Origin of the sequence: Echinicola salinicaeni (genome assembly GCF_014280965.1) — a bacterium.
In the GTDB taxonomy this organism is placed as follows: Bacteria; Bacteroidota; Bacteroidia; order Cytophagales; family Cyclobacteriaceae; genus Echinicola; species Echinicola salinicaeni.
The window spans coordinates 415,583-432,313 of sequence record NZ_JACODZ010000001.1; the positions used below are offsets into that span (position 1 = coordinate 415,583).

The window sequence follows — 16,731 nt, forward strand, 5'->3', positions numbered from 1 at the left end:
TATCTTGTGCTTTAAAATACGATGCTAATTTTTGTATTCCTATCCTCAGAAATATCCAGTTTTCCGTTCAGTTGCTCCACCAAAGACCGGATCATGCTCAAGCCAAAAGATGTAGATTCCAGAATCAAGGATTCTGTGAGCCCTTGTCCATTGTCTGAAAATGAAAAATGCATCAAACCGTTTTTCTTAGTCAGGTTTAAGTTAATAATAATCTTATCCTCTTGGACATGTTTAAATGAGTTGGTGATCAGCTCGTTCAGAATAAGCCCCAGAGGAATGGCCTTGTCAAGCTCCAAAGAAAAGTCATCAGCTTTGAAATTATATTCAAAGGATTTATAATTGCTTTTAAAGGCTGTTTCAATTTGATCGAATAAGTCTTTTATGTAATTTTTACAATTGACCGTAGAATCGATTTCGTTCACATATAGCTTTTGGTGCAAAAGAGAAAGTGCCTGCATCCGCATACGTCCGTCTGTAAGTGCTTCTTTGGCGTTGAGGTCTTTTACACTTCTGCTTTGAAGGTTTAAGATACTGGAGACGAGTTGTAAATTGTTTTTTACTCGGTGGTTGAGCTCTCGTAAGAGGTTTTCAATTTTTTGGTTTTTTTGCTGTAAAATGAGGTGCTGTGCTTCTATTTTGTCTTTTTGAAGTTGTATTTCAGAGGTTCTTTCGCTCACCATGTTTTGAAGTCTTTCCCTTTTATTATTTAGACTCAAAAACTGATAGAGGACTATGCCCAAAAATGAAAGTGTAAATAAAGTCTTGAACCACCATGTCCGGTGCCAAGGAGGAAGGATGGTGACCGCTAGAGATGCCTTCTGGGTTGACCACTTGCCATCATTATTGCAGGCCATTACTTGGAAGGTATAGTTTCCGGGGGGCAAATTGGTATAGGTGGTAGATCGGTTATCAGTGACAGGCCTCCAGTCTTTATCATAGCCTAATAATCGGTATTGAAACTTGTTTTTATGACCATTAATATGGTTAATAGCAGTAAAATGAAATGAAATTACCGATTGTTCATGCGTGAAGGTCACAGATTTGGTATGAGTAGCGGCCTGTTTTAAGATTTTGCTGGAATCTCCAGGGCTTATGGGGTTATTAAACAGATCTATGCTTGTTATTAATACCTCTGGCTCAAGTTTGTTTTCTGGGATCTGCTGGGGATCGAAATATTCAAGACCAGTAGAATTGCCAAAGAAAATCCGGCCTTTGTCATCTTTGTAGGCAGCGCGAAAGATAAAATAGTTATCCATGATGCCATCCTGGCCATTGTAATTTCTTAAATCTCCATCTGGACTCTTTTGGGAAATTCCTTCTGCCGTAGCTATCCATAGATTTCCTTTATTATCCTCAATAGTTGAACTGATCACATTGGAAGGCAGGCCATCCACGGTGTAATAATTGGTGAATGAGCTATCGTTTGTATTGAACTTGCTGAGGCCAAGTTCTGTGCTTATCCATAAATTTCCTAAATGGTCTTCGGAAATATGGTTGATTTTATTATTGCTCAGGCTATTGAAATCTCCCTCTACATGTTGGAATTTTTTAAAGGTTTGACTTTCCTCATCTAGGAGGTTAAGACCTCCTTGGCTCCCGACCCATATATTATTTTTGCTGTCTTCGAATATATAGGAAATAAATTCATCATGATTTCCCTGATTGACGAGCTGATCATTGATCGGAAAGGGATCAGCCTGCTGTGTTTCTTCATTCCAGATAAATAAGCCTTTTTCTGAATTGCCAATCCATATCCTGTTTTTGCTGTCACATAAAATGGGCAAATTGAATTCTGGAAGGAACTTTCCCTTAGGTGTCTTATGTGTTAGCGGGCTCAGCTTTTTTGTTTGGTGATTCCAGACATAAATAAAATTACTCCAAGTACTTATCCAGTAGATATGATCTGAAATTCTAGTGATCATGGCCATTCTGTTCACACTATTGGGGTCACCATTTGCTATTTTATAATTTTCTGTTTTGCCGGTTTCAAAGTTTTTGACAAAAAGACCTGAATAAGTGGTGAAAATATATTCATCCTTATTATGTTGGATCATGCTCGATACCCTGGAATAATATTTGTCCGAAGCGTTTGTTACCAGTTTTAAGGAATTGAATTTGTTGTAATGGGGATGGTATTGGAATAGTCCTTCATTATATACGGCCACCCAGAGACTTCCATCCCGGCCAGGACTGACTTTGTAAATATTGTCTCCTTTCAGCTTGTTTGGTTTTGACTTATCAGACCAGATGCGTTGGATTTGATTTGATTTTAGGTCCATTACGTTCAAACCATCAAGAGTGCCCACAAATAGTTTGTTTGGATGATAAGGATGTTTATTGATGGAGAAGATGACATCATGACTTAGGCTATTGGGGTTTTGATTGGACTTGAAGTGGGTGAAGGTTTTGGTTTTTATATCCATCTTATCCAAACCTGCTCCAGTGCCCAGCCAAAGTGTTCCTTTTGGGTACTCTAGAATATCATAGAGGTAAAAATGACTTAAGCTGTTTTCGTCATTTTCATGATGCTTAATAGCGGTATACTTTTTTGTTTCCAAGTCTAGTATATTCAATCCATTGCCAGTAGCGATGAAGAGACTTTTATGGTCTTGGGATAGTTTTATCTGTCGGATAGTCTTGCTCAATAAACCATCTTCCATATCATATCTGGTAAATTTACCGCTTTTGAGGTCAAACATGGAGAGCCCATTGTCAGTGCCTAGCCAGATATTCCCATTGGGGTCTTCAGCTATTCCCCTGACCCTGTTATCACTGATGGAAAGAGAATCATCTTTGTCATAGGAGAAGCTGGTGAAATTATCGGTATTTGGATTGTACCTGCTGAGGCCTCCTCCATAGGTTCCTGCCCAGATATTATTTTGGCTGTCCTCAAATATCACCCAAACAAAATCATAGGCCAATGAGCTGCTATCGGCTACATCATGCTGATAGGATTTGAAGGAATTGCCGTCAAATTTCCAAAGCCCATTTTCTCCTGCTACCCAGAGATAGCCACTTTGACTATGCAGTATATCATAGGGAAAAGGTTGGTTGATCCCATCAGTTAAATCATAAGCCCTGAAATTTTCGAAAAGCCCCTTCGAAAAGACTGGATCTACACTTGATGAAAGCATTAAAAAGATACAAAAAGATAATATTCTAAGCATACGTAAAAATTGTCATTGCCCTTGGTTTAAGCAATACCTAATTTAATGTATTTATGTGCTAATAAATAAAAAATGGTAAATTTCATTGGTAGTGGTTGATCATCTTAATTCTTACCAAAGTCTCTAAGCAGATCTTTGAATTAATAAGTGTAATAAATACAAATAATATTTTTAAATTGTGCTGGTAAAATTATATTCCACAAAACGATAAAACTAAAAGATAAAACCAATTGACCAATGAGTAAATATTTAGAGTTAAAAAGAGAGTGTTACGAGGCCAATATGCAACTGCCCAAGTTGGATTTGGTAGTTTATACCTTTGGCAATGTAAGTGCTGTGGATAGAAATGAAGGAGTCTTTGCCATTAAGCCAAGCGGAGTGGCCTATGAGAAGTTGAAGCCTGCGGATATCGTTATTATGGATTTTGATAGTAAAGTAGTAGAGGGGGAAATGCGTCCTTCTTCAGATACCAAGACGCATGCATATTTATATAAGGAATGGAGTGATATAGGAGGAATCGTCCATACGCATTCCTTATATGGGGTTTCTTGGGCACAAGCGCAAATGGATATTCCAATTTTTGGAACTACCCATGCAGATCATCTTACCAAAGATATTCCCTGCGCTCCACCTATGGCCGATGAATTGATACAGGGGAATTATGAATATATGACTGGTAAGCAGATTTTGGATTGTTTTCATGATAAAGGCCTGGATTATCAGGAAGTTGAGATGGTTTTGATAGGTAGCCATGGTCCCTTCACTTGGGGAAAAACTGCGGAAAAAGCAGTTTACAATAGCAAAGTGTTGGAGGAAGTTGCAAAAATGGCTTATCTTACGCTCCAAATTAACCCTAATGCACCTCGCCTTAAGGATGCTTTGATCAAAAAACACTATGATCGTAAGCATGGTAAAGATGCCTATTATGGGCAAGGTTGCTAATTTATAACCAAAAATAAACTCTATGAACCTATTGAAATCTAATCTTTTAGGACTGTCTGTTATGGCTTTAGCCTTATCTTTTTATGCCTGTTCTCCCAAATCATCTGAAAAATCTGAAGCTACTGAAGAAGTCCAAGAACAGGACAATGGCTTGGATGTAACCGTAGCCAATGCTACCGTGGATGGCAAGGAAGCCCAAATCTACACCCTTAAAAATGCCAATGGCATTGAAGTGGATATTTCCAATTATGGCGGGGTAATCCCAAGGATGGTCGTTCCTGATAGGGACGGAAACTTGGAGAATATCGTTTTACATTATGAAGACCTGGAAGGCTACAGTACGAGTACCAATTATTTCGGTTCAACAGTAGGCCGTTATGCCAACAGGATTGCTAAAGGTAAATTTTCTTTGGATGGAGAAGAATATACATTAGCTACCAATGATGACACAAATCACCTGCACGGAGGTGACAAAGGATTCAATAAAGTCTTTTGGAACGCTAAAATTGAGGAAAGCGATGATGTTGCTGGCCTGACCTTGACTTATGTAAGTCCTGATGGTGAAGAAGGCTATCCTGGGGAACTGACTACCAATGTGACCTTTGAACTGAACAATGACAATGAGTTTCATATTTCATTTGAAGCCGCTACGAGTAAAGCAACAGTGGTAAACCTTACCCACCACGGATATTTTAACCTTAGTGGTTTGAAGGAAACTATCTTAGACCATGAATTGACTATTATGGCGGACCACTATACTCCAGTGGATGCTACTTTGATTCCAACAGGAGAAGTATTGTCTGTGGAGGGGACACCTTTTGATTTTACCAGCCCACATAAAATTGGAGAAAGAATCGCCGAAGTGGAAGGTGGATACGATCATAATTATGTGGTGAAAACTGAGCATGATGGTAAAATGGCCAAAATGGTGGAGTTATATCATGAAGGTACCGGTCGTGTGCTTGAAGTTTATGCTGATTCTCCTGCCATACAGTTTTATAGTGGTAACTTTCTTGATGGTACTATTACCGTGGATGGTGTGACTTATGATCAGTATTATGGTTTGTGTCTTGAGCCACAAACTTTCCCTAATTCACCAAATGAAGAAAGTTTTCCTTCTGCTAGGTTAAACCCAGGAGAGACTTATAGCCATAATATCAAATATCACTTTGGCGTAAAGTAATCCATTCTATATAGATTTTATCAAAAACCACAGTTTGACAAATCATCTTGCTGTGGTTTTTTTTTATATCCCCCAGTTTAGGGCTAATCTATATAAGGTTTAGCGCTGAGTTTGCGGAGAGCGCAGAGGTAAGAGGTTGATTATTTCCCTAATCCTTCTTGGTCGGAAAAACATAGGGATCTATTTATGGCTTTCCGACTTTGAAGCATAATTCCTAGTTTTGTCCTAAATGAATTCCCGTAAATTCATGAAAAGTATTATTTAATCCGTGAAATAAAGGATGATCAGAAAATTTAAAGATGATGAAGTCCATATATCCAGAGCCTACTGTAGGCGCGATTATTTTTAATCCCAAGAATGAAATTTTATTGTGCAAATCAGCCAAATGGAACAATCAATTTGTGATCCCCGGAGGTCATATTGAGAAAGGGGAAAAAATGGAGACGGCCTTAAAACGTGAAGTCCTGGAAGAAACAGGCCTGGAAGTTTATGATTTAGAACTGGTAAGTATCCAGGAAAGTGTCAATTCGGATAAATTCGAAGAGGAGCGCCATTTTATATTTATAGACTTTTGCTGCAGGACAGATAGTGAAAAGGTGGTGCTGAATGATGAGGCGGATGAGTATGCCTGGGTAAGGCCAGAGGATATTTTAACTTATGACCTGGGAGGCTTTTGCAGACAATTTTTCGAGGAATGGCTTAAGAAGGAGGGTTCAATGTATAAGAAAGGTGTGTATTATGGTTATGTGGAAAAATAAGGCTGTCTTGAAAGTAATTATTGTTCCATTAGTTTTGCCAATGGCATAACAAATATTTTTCAAGACAACTTTATTTCTTTATTCTGCAGGATCTATACCTTCTGAGGTCATGATGACCCGCTTCATGGTGCCGTCAGGATTATAATAGAGGTAATCCACGCATACCGATCTTCTAAAGCTGCCGCCATCAGTTGGGATGCTCCCGTTATGGTAGATGAAATAGTCTTTTCCTTTGTATTCTATGATGGCTTGGTGATTGGTATTGCTGTTACCTGCCACCTCATTAAGGATGCCTTTGTATTCCCAAGGACCATTGATGCTTTTGCTCATGGCATAGGCAGTTTTTTCGGGGAACTGATAGGCATAGGAAAGGTAATAGTTATCGCCTTTTTTGTGCACCCAAGGGGCTTCGGTAAAATTGGGCAATGGAATTTGCATGATTTCACTGTCCAGTTCGAGCATATTATCCTTCAACTTCGCATAATAACAAATGGTATTGCCCCAGAACAGATGGGCAGATCCATCATCATCGATAAACACCGTCGGGTCGATATCATCCCAGCTGATTTTGGTATCTGTGGTCATATCGTTGGTGATCAAGGCATGTCCAAGAGCATCCTTCCATGGACCTACAGGACTGTCTGAAACAGCTATTCCAATGGCTTTTCCATGGATATCCTTATGGGAAACGGTTACGTACCAATAGAATTTTCCATCCTTTTCAATGACTTCTGCGGCCCAAGCATCATCTGATGCCCAGTCAAAAGTTTCCTTTACATTAACAGCAGCCCTTTCTTCCCAGTTGACCATATCCGTGGAAGAATAAATCAACCACTCATGCATTTCATAGAAGTTTTTTCTTGGTGGTGCCTGGTCATGACCCACATAAAGAAATACCGTGTCCTCATGTACGATGGCTGCTGGGTCGGCGGTATATTTTTCTGTAATTACCGGATTGCCAGGAGCTTCAGGGATGATAGTTCCATTGCTGCCTTGTGCAAAGCTGGAAACAGTAATGCCCGCTAGCAAGCTGGTGAACAGAAAATTTTTGATTTTCATATCGGAGGTTATTTTAGGTTCTACTGTTTGAATTGTATTATATCCTATCAAAAATAGCATAGCTTTCTCTGATAAAAAATAATAAGTGTTAAAAATACAATAAAAAATATTTGGCTATTGTTTTTTCCCTTTTAACCATCACCAAATCATGTCGCCTTGCAAACGAGGGCCAGTCTAGGCAAAGCCGCATTTGCAGAGAGGCTTGCTTAATTCCAAGCATTTAAAATGCGCCATACGAATTCACGGATTCCTAAACATTCTCAATTAACTCACCCTTATGCCCAACGCAGCTGTTTTTACTATTAACTAATTTCCTTAGTTTTAATAGAAGGAAAAACTAGTTCTTTTAATCTAATCAGTTAAGCAGCAAACCTCCCCATGAAACTCCAAAACAGGCAAAAGTGGCAGATCATTCGACAATATATGATAGGATGGTGCTTGGCATTGGCATTTTTTAGTGTGGTCAGGGGAGAAGGAACACGGGAATTGGGTTCGGTGCAGTTTGAGCTTTGGAAATCCATCTTGGTGTCTTTATTTGGCGGAGCGATATTTGGGGCGATCTCTGGATATGCCCAAATTTTGACAGAGGAGCATGGGTATAGAAAAATGTCCCTTAGGGGCTTGTGGGTGCTAAGGCTTATCTATGTGGTGCTGTTTTTGATCACCATGGTATCCTTGGCTTATCTGATTTTTGGAGAGGACATCACTTATCTTGAATTTGCCTTTGAGCCGGGAAGTTTTGCGATCTATTTGTATCTCGTCTCGGTGGATATTTTTATGTTTAGCCTTAGACAGGTCAAGCTCTATTTTGGTGGCAATAACCTTTGGCAACTATTTAGTGGAAGATTTTATACCCCACGTGAGGAGGAACGCATTTTTATGTTTTTGGACCTGCAGTCGTCCACTGCCCATGCCGAAAGACTGGGGCATATCCAATACAGTAAATTGATTCAGGACTGTTTCAATGATTTGGGAATCGTAGCGGAAAATGAAGCAGAAATATACCAATATGTTGGCGATGAAGCCATCCTGACCTGGCAGCTGAAAGCGGGATTGAAAAGCCAAAACTGCCTGAGGGCCTTTTTTAATTTTAAGCAGCAGTTGCTGAAAAGAAAGGGCTATTATGCCCAAAATTATAATTGCCTGCCCCATTTCAAAGGAGGGATCCATGAGGGAATAGTTACGGTGACCGAGGTGGGCAAATACAAAAAAGAAATCGCCTACCATGGTGATGCCATAAACACTGCTGCTAGGATTCAAGGCCAATGCAATGCCCTGCAACAGGAATTCCTAATATCCGAGTCTTTAAAGGTAATGTTTGAAGATAGTAGCTTTGGTTTTGAGCAATTGGGAAGTATTGCACTTAAAGGAAAAGAGGAGGCTATTGAGCTTTATGGTGTGAAAGTTGGCTAAGTAGGCTTGTTTCATAAGGCCCTGCCATTGAGAGAAGTCAATTTTTTTCTCAAGTATAAGGGGGCTGAATGGGGTAAGCTCTTTGTCATTCCGACAATAGGAGGAATCTCTTAAGGAATTCGTTACTGGAAGAGATCCCTCGATACCTCGGGATGACAATAAATCGCGTCAGTGGTAGCAAAGACGAAGCAATATCATCATTCGAAGACAGGATCGCTATGTTGTTCCTCATACCGATGATGGAGTTAATTATGATGAGATAACCTCGTTTTATGCGACTTGTCTGATCATTACATAATTACTTCCCCATCACAAAAAAAACAATTTCCCCCTTTCAGATAAAAAGCCAGCAAAACTAGCTGGCTTTTTGGAATGCTCTTTATACTTTATCTGAAAGTCCAATATTAAACTCTCTCCATTAAAATAGGATAGGTTTTTTCAGAAGCCCACTGAGGAACAAATATATTTTCATCCTGGTCAATGCAGACATCATGAGGATTCATAAAGGTGCTGCCGGCATTTTCATTGGCCTGCAACTTCCCGTCTACATAAACTGGTGCATTTCCGCCCGGAGCAGAAACCACTTTGTTTTTCTTGTCCAATACCAATACAAAGCCATCATAAGCTGACCAAGTATTGGAAACAATCACAGAGAAATATAGGTTTTTCCCCTTGATCACTGGGCGGCAAATCCAGCAGTTTGGCGTTTGGATGGTTTCCAAGTGCTCCCCATCCAAGCTGAAACGCTTAAATTCCTGCGCAGCCCTGGAAGTCACCAAAAGCTCAGGCTTACCTTTTTTCCTGGTGTCCAAGCATACACCATGTGCTTGTTTTAGTTGCTCATCACCATCACCGTTACCTCCGAAATGGCGGATATATTCACCCTTGGCAGAGTACTGGATCACGAAACTTTTGCCGTATCCATCGGCCACATAGATATCACCATTTGGACCAATGGCTGTTTCCGTTGGCTTGTACTGCTCAGCACTTTCGTACATTCCAGTTTCCTTTGGATAATCCAAAGTCAAAAGGATCTTACCATCCAAAGTGGTTTTATACACTTGGTGTCTGTCATGGTCAGTGATATAAAGGAACTCCTCATCACCTTCATCATGCAAGGTCAAGCCATGTGCACCTGGAAAATCATGGCCCCAGGTTTTTAGGATCTTTCCTGACCTGTCATAGAACATGACATTGTTTTTGGTTTCATTGGTCAAAAGGATCAATCTGCCTTTTTTGTCCTGAACCATTTCATGACAGTCCTTAACAGGATATTTGGCCGGGTCTTGGTTGCCCCAGTCTTTCTTTACTTTATATTTAAAATCACCATGTCCGATGATTTCATCTTCTGGGTTAATGCCCTTTCCAAAATTGATATTGGGTAGAAGAAAGGTAGAAGTGACTAGCGCTGAGCCATACTTTACAAACTTTCTTCGGTCGAATTGGGTGTCTTTTTTCATTTTTAAGAATAATTGCTAGGGAGCTATTCGCTACCCAAATATTGAAACTCTTATTATTTTTATCTCTAAAGCTTGAGGAACAAATCCTCCTTGCCTAAATAGCTTAGTCCAGTTAAAGATATTAAATGTTTGAACAAATTGCTTTGTTTTGTTTAAACATTTAATTCGTAATGCCCAATTATTTGGCCGCAATAGCCGTACTGTCTTCTAAAGTGGCCTTTGTTTCAAAGTTCTTGGGTAGTCCTGCGGCAATGATCAATATTTCTGGAATAGCTTTTTGCAAATTTTCCCTGCCAATTTCGCTGACTTGGGTTTCCCACAAATATATTTTTCTAAGCCTCTTTAATCCTTTTAACTGTTCAATGCTTTTGTCACTCACCTTAGTATTATAGAGGTTGAGGTATTCCAGCCATTCCGCTTTTGCAAGGCTTTTTATATCGGCATCGGTAATGGATGTTTTTTCCAAGTGAAGCTTGGTAAGATGCTTAAAGTCCTTTAAGAAATTGAAGTTTAGCCCCTCTTGAAGTTCTGCCTTGCCTAAATTGAGCCAGGCAATTTGATCAGCAACTTTTCCAAGAGCTTTGATTTTTTCATTATCCAAGGCTACACCAGAAACCAAGTAACTCACTTGGATAAATGGACTTTGGGCAGCAATAGGGGATACCGAGAAGCCCAAGTCCTGCAATTTTTCTATTTCCTTCTCAGATGGAGGGTTGATTTCCATGGCATAAACTGGGCTCAGGTTGGATTTCTTTGGGTTGACCAATTCGTCCAATATTTCCTTGATATCCGAAGTAACTTCCACTTCAGCTACTTTTTTATCGAAAGAGGCTTCATTGGTGATCCACCATTCCAAAAGCGCAATTTCGTCTTTGCTAAGCGGTTTTTTGCCTTCTGGAGGCATGACATCCTCATGGTCTTTGGATAACTTTACCCTTTTGATCAACTCACTATGGGCAGGTTGGCCAGGTACTAGGGATGGTCCATTTTCTCCTCCTTTTAGATAACCTTCTTTAATGTCCAGCCTAAGGTCTCCCTTGGTTTTTTCTGCATTATGGCAGCTTTCACAATTATTGTCCATGATGGGCTTGATCAAGTCATCAAAGACAATGGCTTCTTCCAAATTGGTGATTTGCGCTGATTTTTTTACTGGTTTGGGTGGCATTCCAGCCATGGCTCGTAGCCCATTAGGCATATAACGAACCAAATATTCCGAACCGTGGGTAAGGTTGCCACCAAGGTGACCGGTAAAGGTCAAGCAGATTACACTGGCAGAAAGGAAAGTGAAATAGGCCGTGTCGACTTGTTTCAGCTTAAGCACCAATGCAATAATGGCAAAGGCCAAAGTGGAAAGGCCGAGCCAAAGGTGCCAATCCAAAGTACTGCCTTGGTATTCACCACTTAGGGATAATAGATAGCCAAATACGGCGGCTCCTACCGAAGTCAATATGCCCAGAAATAAAACAAAGGATACACTTTGCTCCAAATGGCGGAACCTGGGAATTTTAGCCATCAGTTCCATTAGAAATGCCAAGAGAATAAAGCCAATGGGTAAATGGACAATCAAAGGGTGAAACCGCCCAATGAACAGCCAAAGGTCTGAAGGCTCCTCAGCAGCATCCATTCCTTGAGCGAATAATAATGGGATGCTGATAATTTGTAAAAGCAATAAAATATAAAATTTCTTTCTCATATTAATCTGGGCATATTGTTAATGGCCTGGTAAAGATAAAGTTTATGATGAATAATAGGTGACACCTGCTTAGACAATGATTTTTTCAATTATTTCACCATGTACATCAGTCAACCTAAAGTCCCTTCCTTGGAAGTGATAGGTGAGCTTTTCGTGGTTCAAGCCTAATTGATGCAAGATCGTCGCCTGTAGATCGTGGACATGGACACGGTCTTTGATACCATAGTAACCGATCTCATCAGTTTCGCCGTAGGTCATGCCGGGCTTGATTCCTCCGCCTGCCATCCAGGTAGTGAAGGCTTCCAAATGGTGGTCTCTACCCACGAACTTCATTTCTTTCCCCCCCCTGTTTTCTCTCATTGGGGTTCTGCCGAACTCACCGCCCCAAACTACCAAAGTATCATCTAATAAGCCTCTTTGTTTAAGGTCTTTAAGCAAGGCAGCAATAGGTTGGTCCACCTCTTTACATCTGTCTTTGAATCCATGGTTCAGTGCCTCTGCCTTACCTGCTCCGTGGGCATCCCATCCCCAATGATAAAGCTGTATAAATCGTACACCTTTTTCGGCAAGCCTTCTGGCCAAAAGGCAGTTGTTGGCAAAAGAGGATTGGCCTGGTTCGGTACCATACATTTTATGGATATATTCTGGCTCATCCTTGATGTCCATGGTCTCCGGTACAGAAGTCTGCATTTTGAAGGCCATTTCATACTGGGAAATTCTCGTCATGATTTCAGGATCCCCAATTTCTTCAAACTGCCTTTTGTTTAGGTCGTTAATGGCATTGATGGATTGCTCCCTCAGGGCCTTGCTCATCCCTTTAGGGTCGGAAAGGTAAAGCACCGGATCACCTTTTGACCGGCATTGGACCCCTTGGTAAACCGTAGGTAGGAAGCCGCTTCCCCAGATACTTTTACCGGCACTGGGAGTTTTTCCACCTGATACTAATACCATAAATCCTGGAAGGTTTTGGTTTTCAGAACCAAGGCCATAAGTTACCCATGAACCCATACTTGGTTTGCCTAATCTAGCACTGCCAGTTTGGAGCAGCAATTGGGCCGGAGCATGGTTAAACTCATCTGTATGCATGGCCTTTAGGAAAGTCATATCATCCGCACAATCAGACAGGTAAGGTAATCTGTCCGACATCCAGGCGCCTGATTGACCATATTGTTTGAAGTTGAATTGAGGACCGAGCATCTTTGGAGTTCCCTTGATAAAGGCAAACCTTTTACCTTCCAAAAGTGAAGGAGGGCAGTCAAGTCCATCCAGTTTTTGAAGATCAGGTTTGTAATCAAAGAGCTCCAATTGGGATGGCGCACCAGCCATGTGCAGGTATATCACCCGCTTGGCTTTAGGTACAAAATGGGAAGGGAGTGCTGCCATAGGATTGGCACTGTCCCGGAGTGCACCTAAATTCTCCGAGCTGCTACTACAGCTGGTAAGGGAGCTGCCCATTAAGGAGCCAAGGGCAATGCCACCCATTCCTGAAATACATTTTCTTAAAAATTGCCTACGGGTATTAAGTTCAGCCTGTCGGTATTGTTCTTCCTCAAATATGTTCATCTTATTTTTCTTTTAAGAGGCCTTCGCTTTAGTTTCTTGTGATAAAGTTGTCCAGGTTCATTATGGCATTGGCCACCACAGTGAGTGCGTTTAACGCTGGATCAGTCACTTTTTTGTCCATGTTTTCCAAACCTTCCCCAGTTTCATCAAAATGTGATTTGGCTTTGCTATATAAATCCATCAAAATCTCCATGTCCTTATCTGTAGGAGATTGGAAAAGTGCCGATTCATAGCCCTTGATAATTTGTTCTTTGGGATCACTTCCTGCAGCTTTCATCTTTTTGGCCATCGTCTGGGCTGCTTCTACATAGACTGCATCATTGAGAGTTACCAATGCTTGAAGTGGTGTATTGGTATCAATTCTTCTGTTGACGCAGAATTCCCTACTTGGGCCGTCAAAGGCAATCATTGAAGGGTAGGGGCTTGTTCTCCTTAGATAGGTGTAAACGGCTCTTCTGTGCTGGTCTTCCCCTTCGCTAATGTTCCAAGCACTGCCATTATATACGGCTTGCCATATGCCTTCCGGTTGATAAGGCATTACAGAAGGACCGTACATCTTATCACTCAAAAGCCCACTTACTGCTAGTGCTTGGTCTCTCACTTGCTCAGCAGACAGTCTTACTCTCGGTGCTCTGGATAGATAGTCATTGGCGGCATCTATCTGCAGGGCTTTTGGACTTACCTCAGAGGATTGTCTATAGGTGGCCGACATGACTATTCTTTTGATCAATGCTTTCATATGCCATTGGTCCTTCTCCATCCATTCTATGGCCAACCAATCTAAGAGCTCCGGATGGGTAGGAGCGGCACCTTGCGAACCAAAGTCCTCTTGTGTTTCCACTATTCCCTTGCCAAATAACTGGCCCCAAATTCTATTGACGGTAACCCTGGCTGTCAGTGGGTTTTCTCCATTTACCAACCACCGGGCCATGGCCAATCGATTAGCTTTGTTATCATTGCCCAATTTAGGCATAGAGCCTGGAACTCCTGGACTTACTTCATCTCCATGTGTGGTCCAATTCCCTCTTTCAAAGACGAAGGTCTTCCTGCTTTCCTCTTCCGGAAGTTCCTTCATAATTGGGAGGGTATATTGCTTTATTTGCTTTAGTTCAGCTTCTTTTTCCTTTATTTCTGAAGCAAAGCGGTAGGAGGTCTTTTCTGATTTGACCGAGTCTATCCAACTTAATAACTGCTCCCTTTTTTTGCCATCCATTTCAGTATAAACGGGAATTACCGGTTGCTCAACAGGATAGGTGTCCTTATCAGCAGTATTATTAAAGAAAGCATAGAACTTATAATACTCTTCATGCTTGATTGGGTCATAAGGGTGGCTGTGGCATTGCACACAGGCCATGGTAATACCTTGCCAAACTTCCCAAGTGGTATTTGTCCTATCCAAAACGGCGGCCACCCGGAATTCCTCATCATCCGTTCCACCCTCGTCATTGGTCATGGTATTTCTATGGAAACCTGTGGCGATCAACTGATCCTTGCTTGGGTCTGGTAATAAATCCCCAGCCAATTGCTCAATGGTAAACTGGTCAAATGGCATGTCTTGGTTAAATGCCTTGATCACCCAGTCCCGGTACTTCCACATATCGCGGTGACGGTCGGCTTCATAGCCTTTGGAATCAGCATATCTAGCTAAGTCCAGCCACATGCTGGTCCATTTTTCGCCGTATTTTGGAGAGGCCAAAAGTTCATCTACAATCCTTTCATAGTTTTCCAAAGACGGGTCAGATTCCAGACTTTGGATCATCTCAGGGCTAGGTGGTAATCCAATGATGTCCAAGCTTAGCCTGCGGGCCAAAATATTGGCATCTGCTTGAGGGGATGGGGAAAGACCTTTTTCCTCCATTTTTTCAAGTACAAAATGGTCAATTGGATTTTTTTCCCAAGCTTCCATGTCCACTTCTGGAACTTCTGGCTTTTCTGGTGCAACAAAAGACCAGTGGTCTTCCCATTCAGCCCCCTGATTGATCCATCTTTTCAAAATGTCCACCTCTTCCTTGCTGAGGGCAGGACCTTCAGGCGGCATCCTTTGCTCTGGATCCTGATCTAATATTCTCTTGATCATCTCACTTCCATCTGCATCTCCAGGGATGATTGCGGGGTGCCCCGACTTGGTGGCCGCCAAGGCTTCTTCTTCAAATAATAAACTGAATTCGCCGGATTGCTTTACCCCACCGTGGCAAGTGATACATTTGCTGTTGATAATGGGGCGGACCTCGGCGTTAAAGTCAATTTTTTCCTCCTGTGGATTACAGGATGCTATGCCCAGTAAGCCAGCATACAATAATCCTAAAAGTCCTAGTAAATATCTATTCATAACATTTTAAGTAAAATGCTTTTGTAATTATTAAATTAAACCCTTTCTAATTTGATAGGATAGGTTTTTCCTGAAAACCATTGTGGAACATAGATATTCTCATCCTGATCAATGCATACATCATGTGGGTTCATAAAGGTGACCTCATCATAGACGATTTCCTGAAGTTGGCCATCCTGGTATTTAGGGGCGGATCCACCTGGTGCTGAAACAATTTTGTTATTTTCATCCAACACTATCACCAATCCATCATATGCCCACCAGCTTTTGGTGCCAATGACTGGGAAGTACAGGTTTTTTCCCTTGATGACAGGCCTACATATCCAGCAGCCTGGCGTGGCAATGGTTTCTAAATGCTTGCCATCCAAAGAAAACCTTTTGAATTCCTGGGCACTTCTGGATGTTACCAAGAGTTCCGGTGATCCCACTTTCCTGGTATCTAGGCAAACCCCATGAGCCTGCTGTAATTGTGCTTCTTCTTTACCTTGTCCTCCAAAATGCCGGATATATTCCCCTTTTGAAGAGTATTGAATGACAAAGCTTTTTCCATATCCATCGGCCACATAAATATCTCCATTTGGTCCAATGGCTGTTTCCGTAGGCTTATATTGTTCAGGTTTTTCATAGACACCTGTTTCCTTAGGCCAATCTAGGGTCATTAGGATTTTTCCATCTAAAGTGGTTTTGAAAACCTGGTGACGGTCGTGATCAGTAATATAGAGAAATTCATCTCCGCCCTCTTCGTGCAAGGTTAGGCCATGGGCACCCGGAAATTCATGCCCCCAGCTCTTGATGATTTTTCCCGAACGGTCATAAAAGAGTAAGTTGTTTTTGGTTTCATTGGTCAATAGAATCAATCGGCCAGCTTTGTCCTGGACCATCTCATGACAGTCCTTCACTGGGATTTTTCCAGGATCTTGTGTACCCCAATCTTTGTGTACTTTATATTGAAAATCACCATGCCCGATAATGGGTTTTCTGGGAATAGTGGTTTTACCAAAATTAATATTGGGAACTAAGGCTGCACTGGTAGCAAGTGTTCCAAATTTTGCAAAGTCTCTTCTGTTCATTTAATGAAGGGGTTCATTATTGATTTTTCCTAAACACAAATATGTCTAAATATCATTGTTCCCCCTTTTCTCACCGTCCCAAATCAATTGTTTA

Annotated in this window: 11 protein-coding genes; 4 read left to right on the top strand and 7 right to left on the bottom strand. The window is 41.3% G+C overall.

Annotation, left to right across the window (positions count from 1 at the left end; translation table 11 throughout):
* Positions 1 to 11: 11 nt before the first annotated feature.
* The gene (locus H7U17_RS01680; protein ID WP_186754120.1) at positions 12 to 3,167 is read right to left on the bottom strand and encodes a ligand-binding sensor domain-containing protein; all 3,156 of its coding nucleotides are present in this window, start codon (positions 3,165 to 3,167) and stop codon (positions 12 to 14) included.
* Positions 3,168 to 3,404: 237 nt separating this feature from the next.
* Between H7U17_RS01680 and H7U17_RS01685 the strand changes: the two genes are divergently transcribed.
* From H7U17_RS01685 to H7U17_RS01695, 3 genes are all read left to right on the top strand, one after another.
* Entirely contained in the window at positions 3,405 to 4,109 is a 705-nt protein-coding gene (locus H7U17_RS01685; RefSeq protein ID WP_186754122.1) for an L-ribulose-5-phosphate 4-epimerase, read from the top strand.
* A 22-nt stretch (positions 4,110 to 4,131) separates the two neighbouring features.
* On the top strand, positions 4,132 to 5,292 hold the full coding sequence (locus H7U17_RS01690; protein ID WP_186754124.1) for an aldose epimerase family protein: 1,161 nt from the start codon (positions 4,132 to 4,134) through the stop codon (positions 5,290 to 5,292).
* A 299-nt stretch (positions 5,293 to 5,591) separates the two neighbouring features.
* Positions 5,592 to 6,050 carry an NUDIX domain-containing protein gene (locus tag H7U17_RS01695; RefSeq protein WP_230981229.1) on the top strand — a complete coding sequence of 153 codons (459 nt, stop codon included), beginning with the start codon at positions 5,592 to 5,594 and terminating at the stop codon, positions 6,048 to 6,050.
* Between the two features lie 78 nt (positions 6,051 to 6,128).
* Here the strand turns inward: H7U17_RS01695 and H7U17_RS01700 are convergent, their stop codons facing one another.
* Positions 6,129 to 7,109, bottom strand: coding sequence for a glycoside hydrolase family 43 protein (locus tag H7U17_RS01700; RefSeq protein WP_186754131.1), 981 nt, complete (start codon positions 7,107 to 7,109; stop codon positions 6,129 to 6,131).
* A gap of 378 nt (positions 7,110 to 7,487) precedes the next feature.
* On the opposite strand from H7U17_RS01700, the gene H7U17_RS01705 reads away from it, so the two are divergent.
* Entirely contained in the window at positions 7,488 to 8,522 is a 1,035-nt protein-coding gene (locus tag H7U17_RS01705) for an adenylate/guanylate cyclase domain-containing protein (protein ID WP_186754133.1), read from the top strand.
* Between the two features lie 404 nt (positions 8,523 to 8,926).
* Here the strand turns inward: H7U17_RS01705 and H7U17_RS01710 are convergent, their stop codons facing one another.
* The 5 genes from H7U17_RS01710 to H7U17_RS01730 form a co-directional block, all read right to left on the bottom strand.
* Complete coding sequence (locus H7U17_RS01710; RefSeq protein WP_186754135.1) at positions 8,927 to 9,982, bottom strand: NHL repeat-containing protein; 1,056 nt, start codon at positions 9,980 to 9,982, stop codon at positions 8,927 to 8,929.
* A 178-nt stretch (positions 9,983 to 10,160) separates the two neighbouring features.
* The gene (locus tag H7U17_RS01715; RefSeq protein WP_186754137.1) at positions 10,161 to 11,675 is read right to left on the bottom strand and encodes a c-type cytochrome domain-containing protein; all 1,515 of its coding nucleotides are present in this window, start codon (positions 11,673 to 11,675) and stop codon (positions 10,161 to 10,163) included.
* A gap of 69 nt (positions 11,676 to 11,744) precedes the next feature.
* Positions 11,745 to 13,238 (bottom strand): DUF1501 domain-containing protein, encoded by a 1,494-nt coding sequence (locus H7U17_RS01720; protein WP_186754139.1) that lies wholly within the window; start codon positions 13,236 to 13,238, stop codon positions 11,745 to 11,747.
* Between the two features lie 28 nt (positions 13,239 to 13,266).
* Positions 13,267 to 15,567: a PSD1 and planctomycete cytochrome C domain-containing protein gene (locus H7U17_RS01725; protein ID WP_186754141.1), complete on the bottom strand. Its 2,301-nt coding sequence runs from the start codon at positions 15,565 to 15,567 to the stop codon at positions 13,267 to 13,269.
* Between the two features lie 35 nt (positions 15,568 to 15,602).
* Positions 15,603 to 16,637 carry an NHL repeat-containing protein gene (locus tag H7U17_RS01730; RefSeq protein WP_186754143.1) on the bottom strand — a complete coding sequence of 345 codons (1,035 nt, stop codon included), beginning with the start codon at positions 16,635 to 16,637 and terminating at the stop codon, positions 15,603 to 15,605.
* Positions 16,638 to 16,731 lie beyond the last annotated feature (94 nt).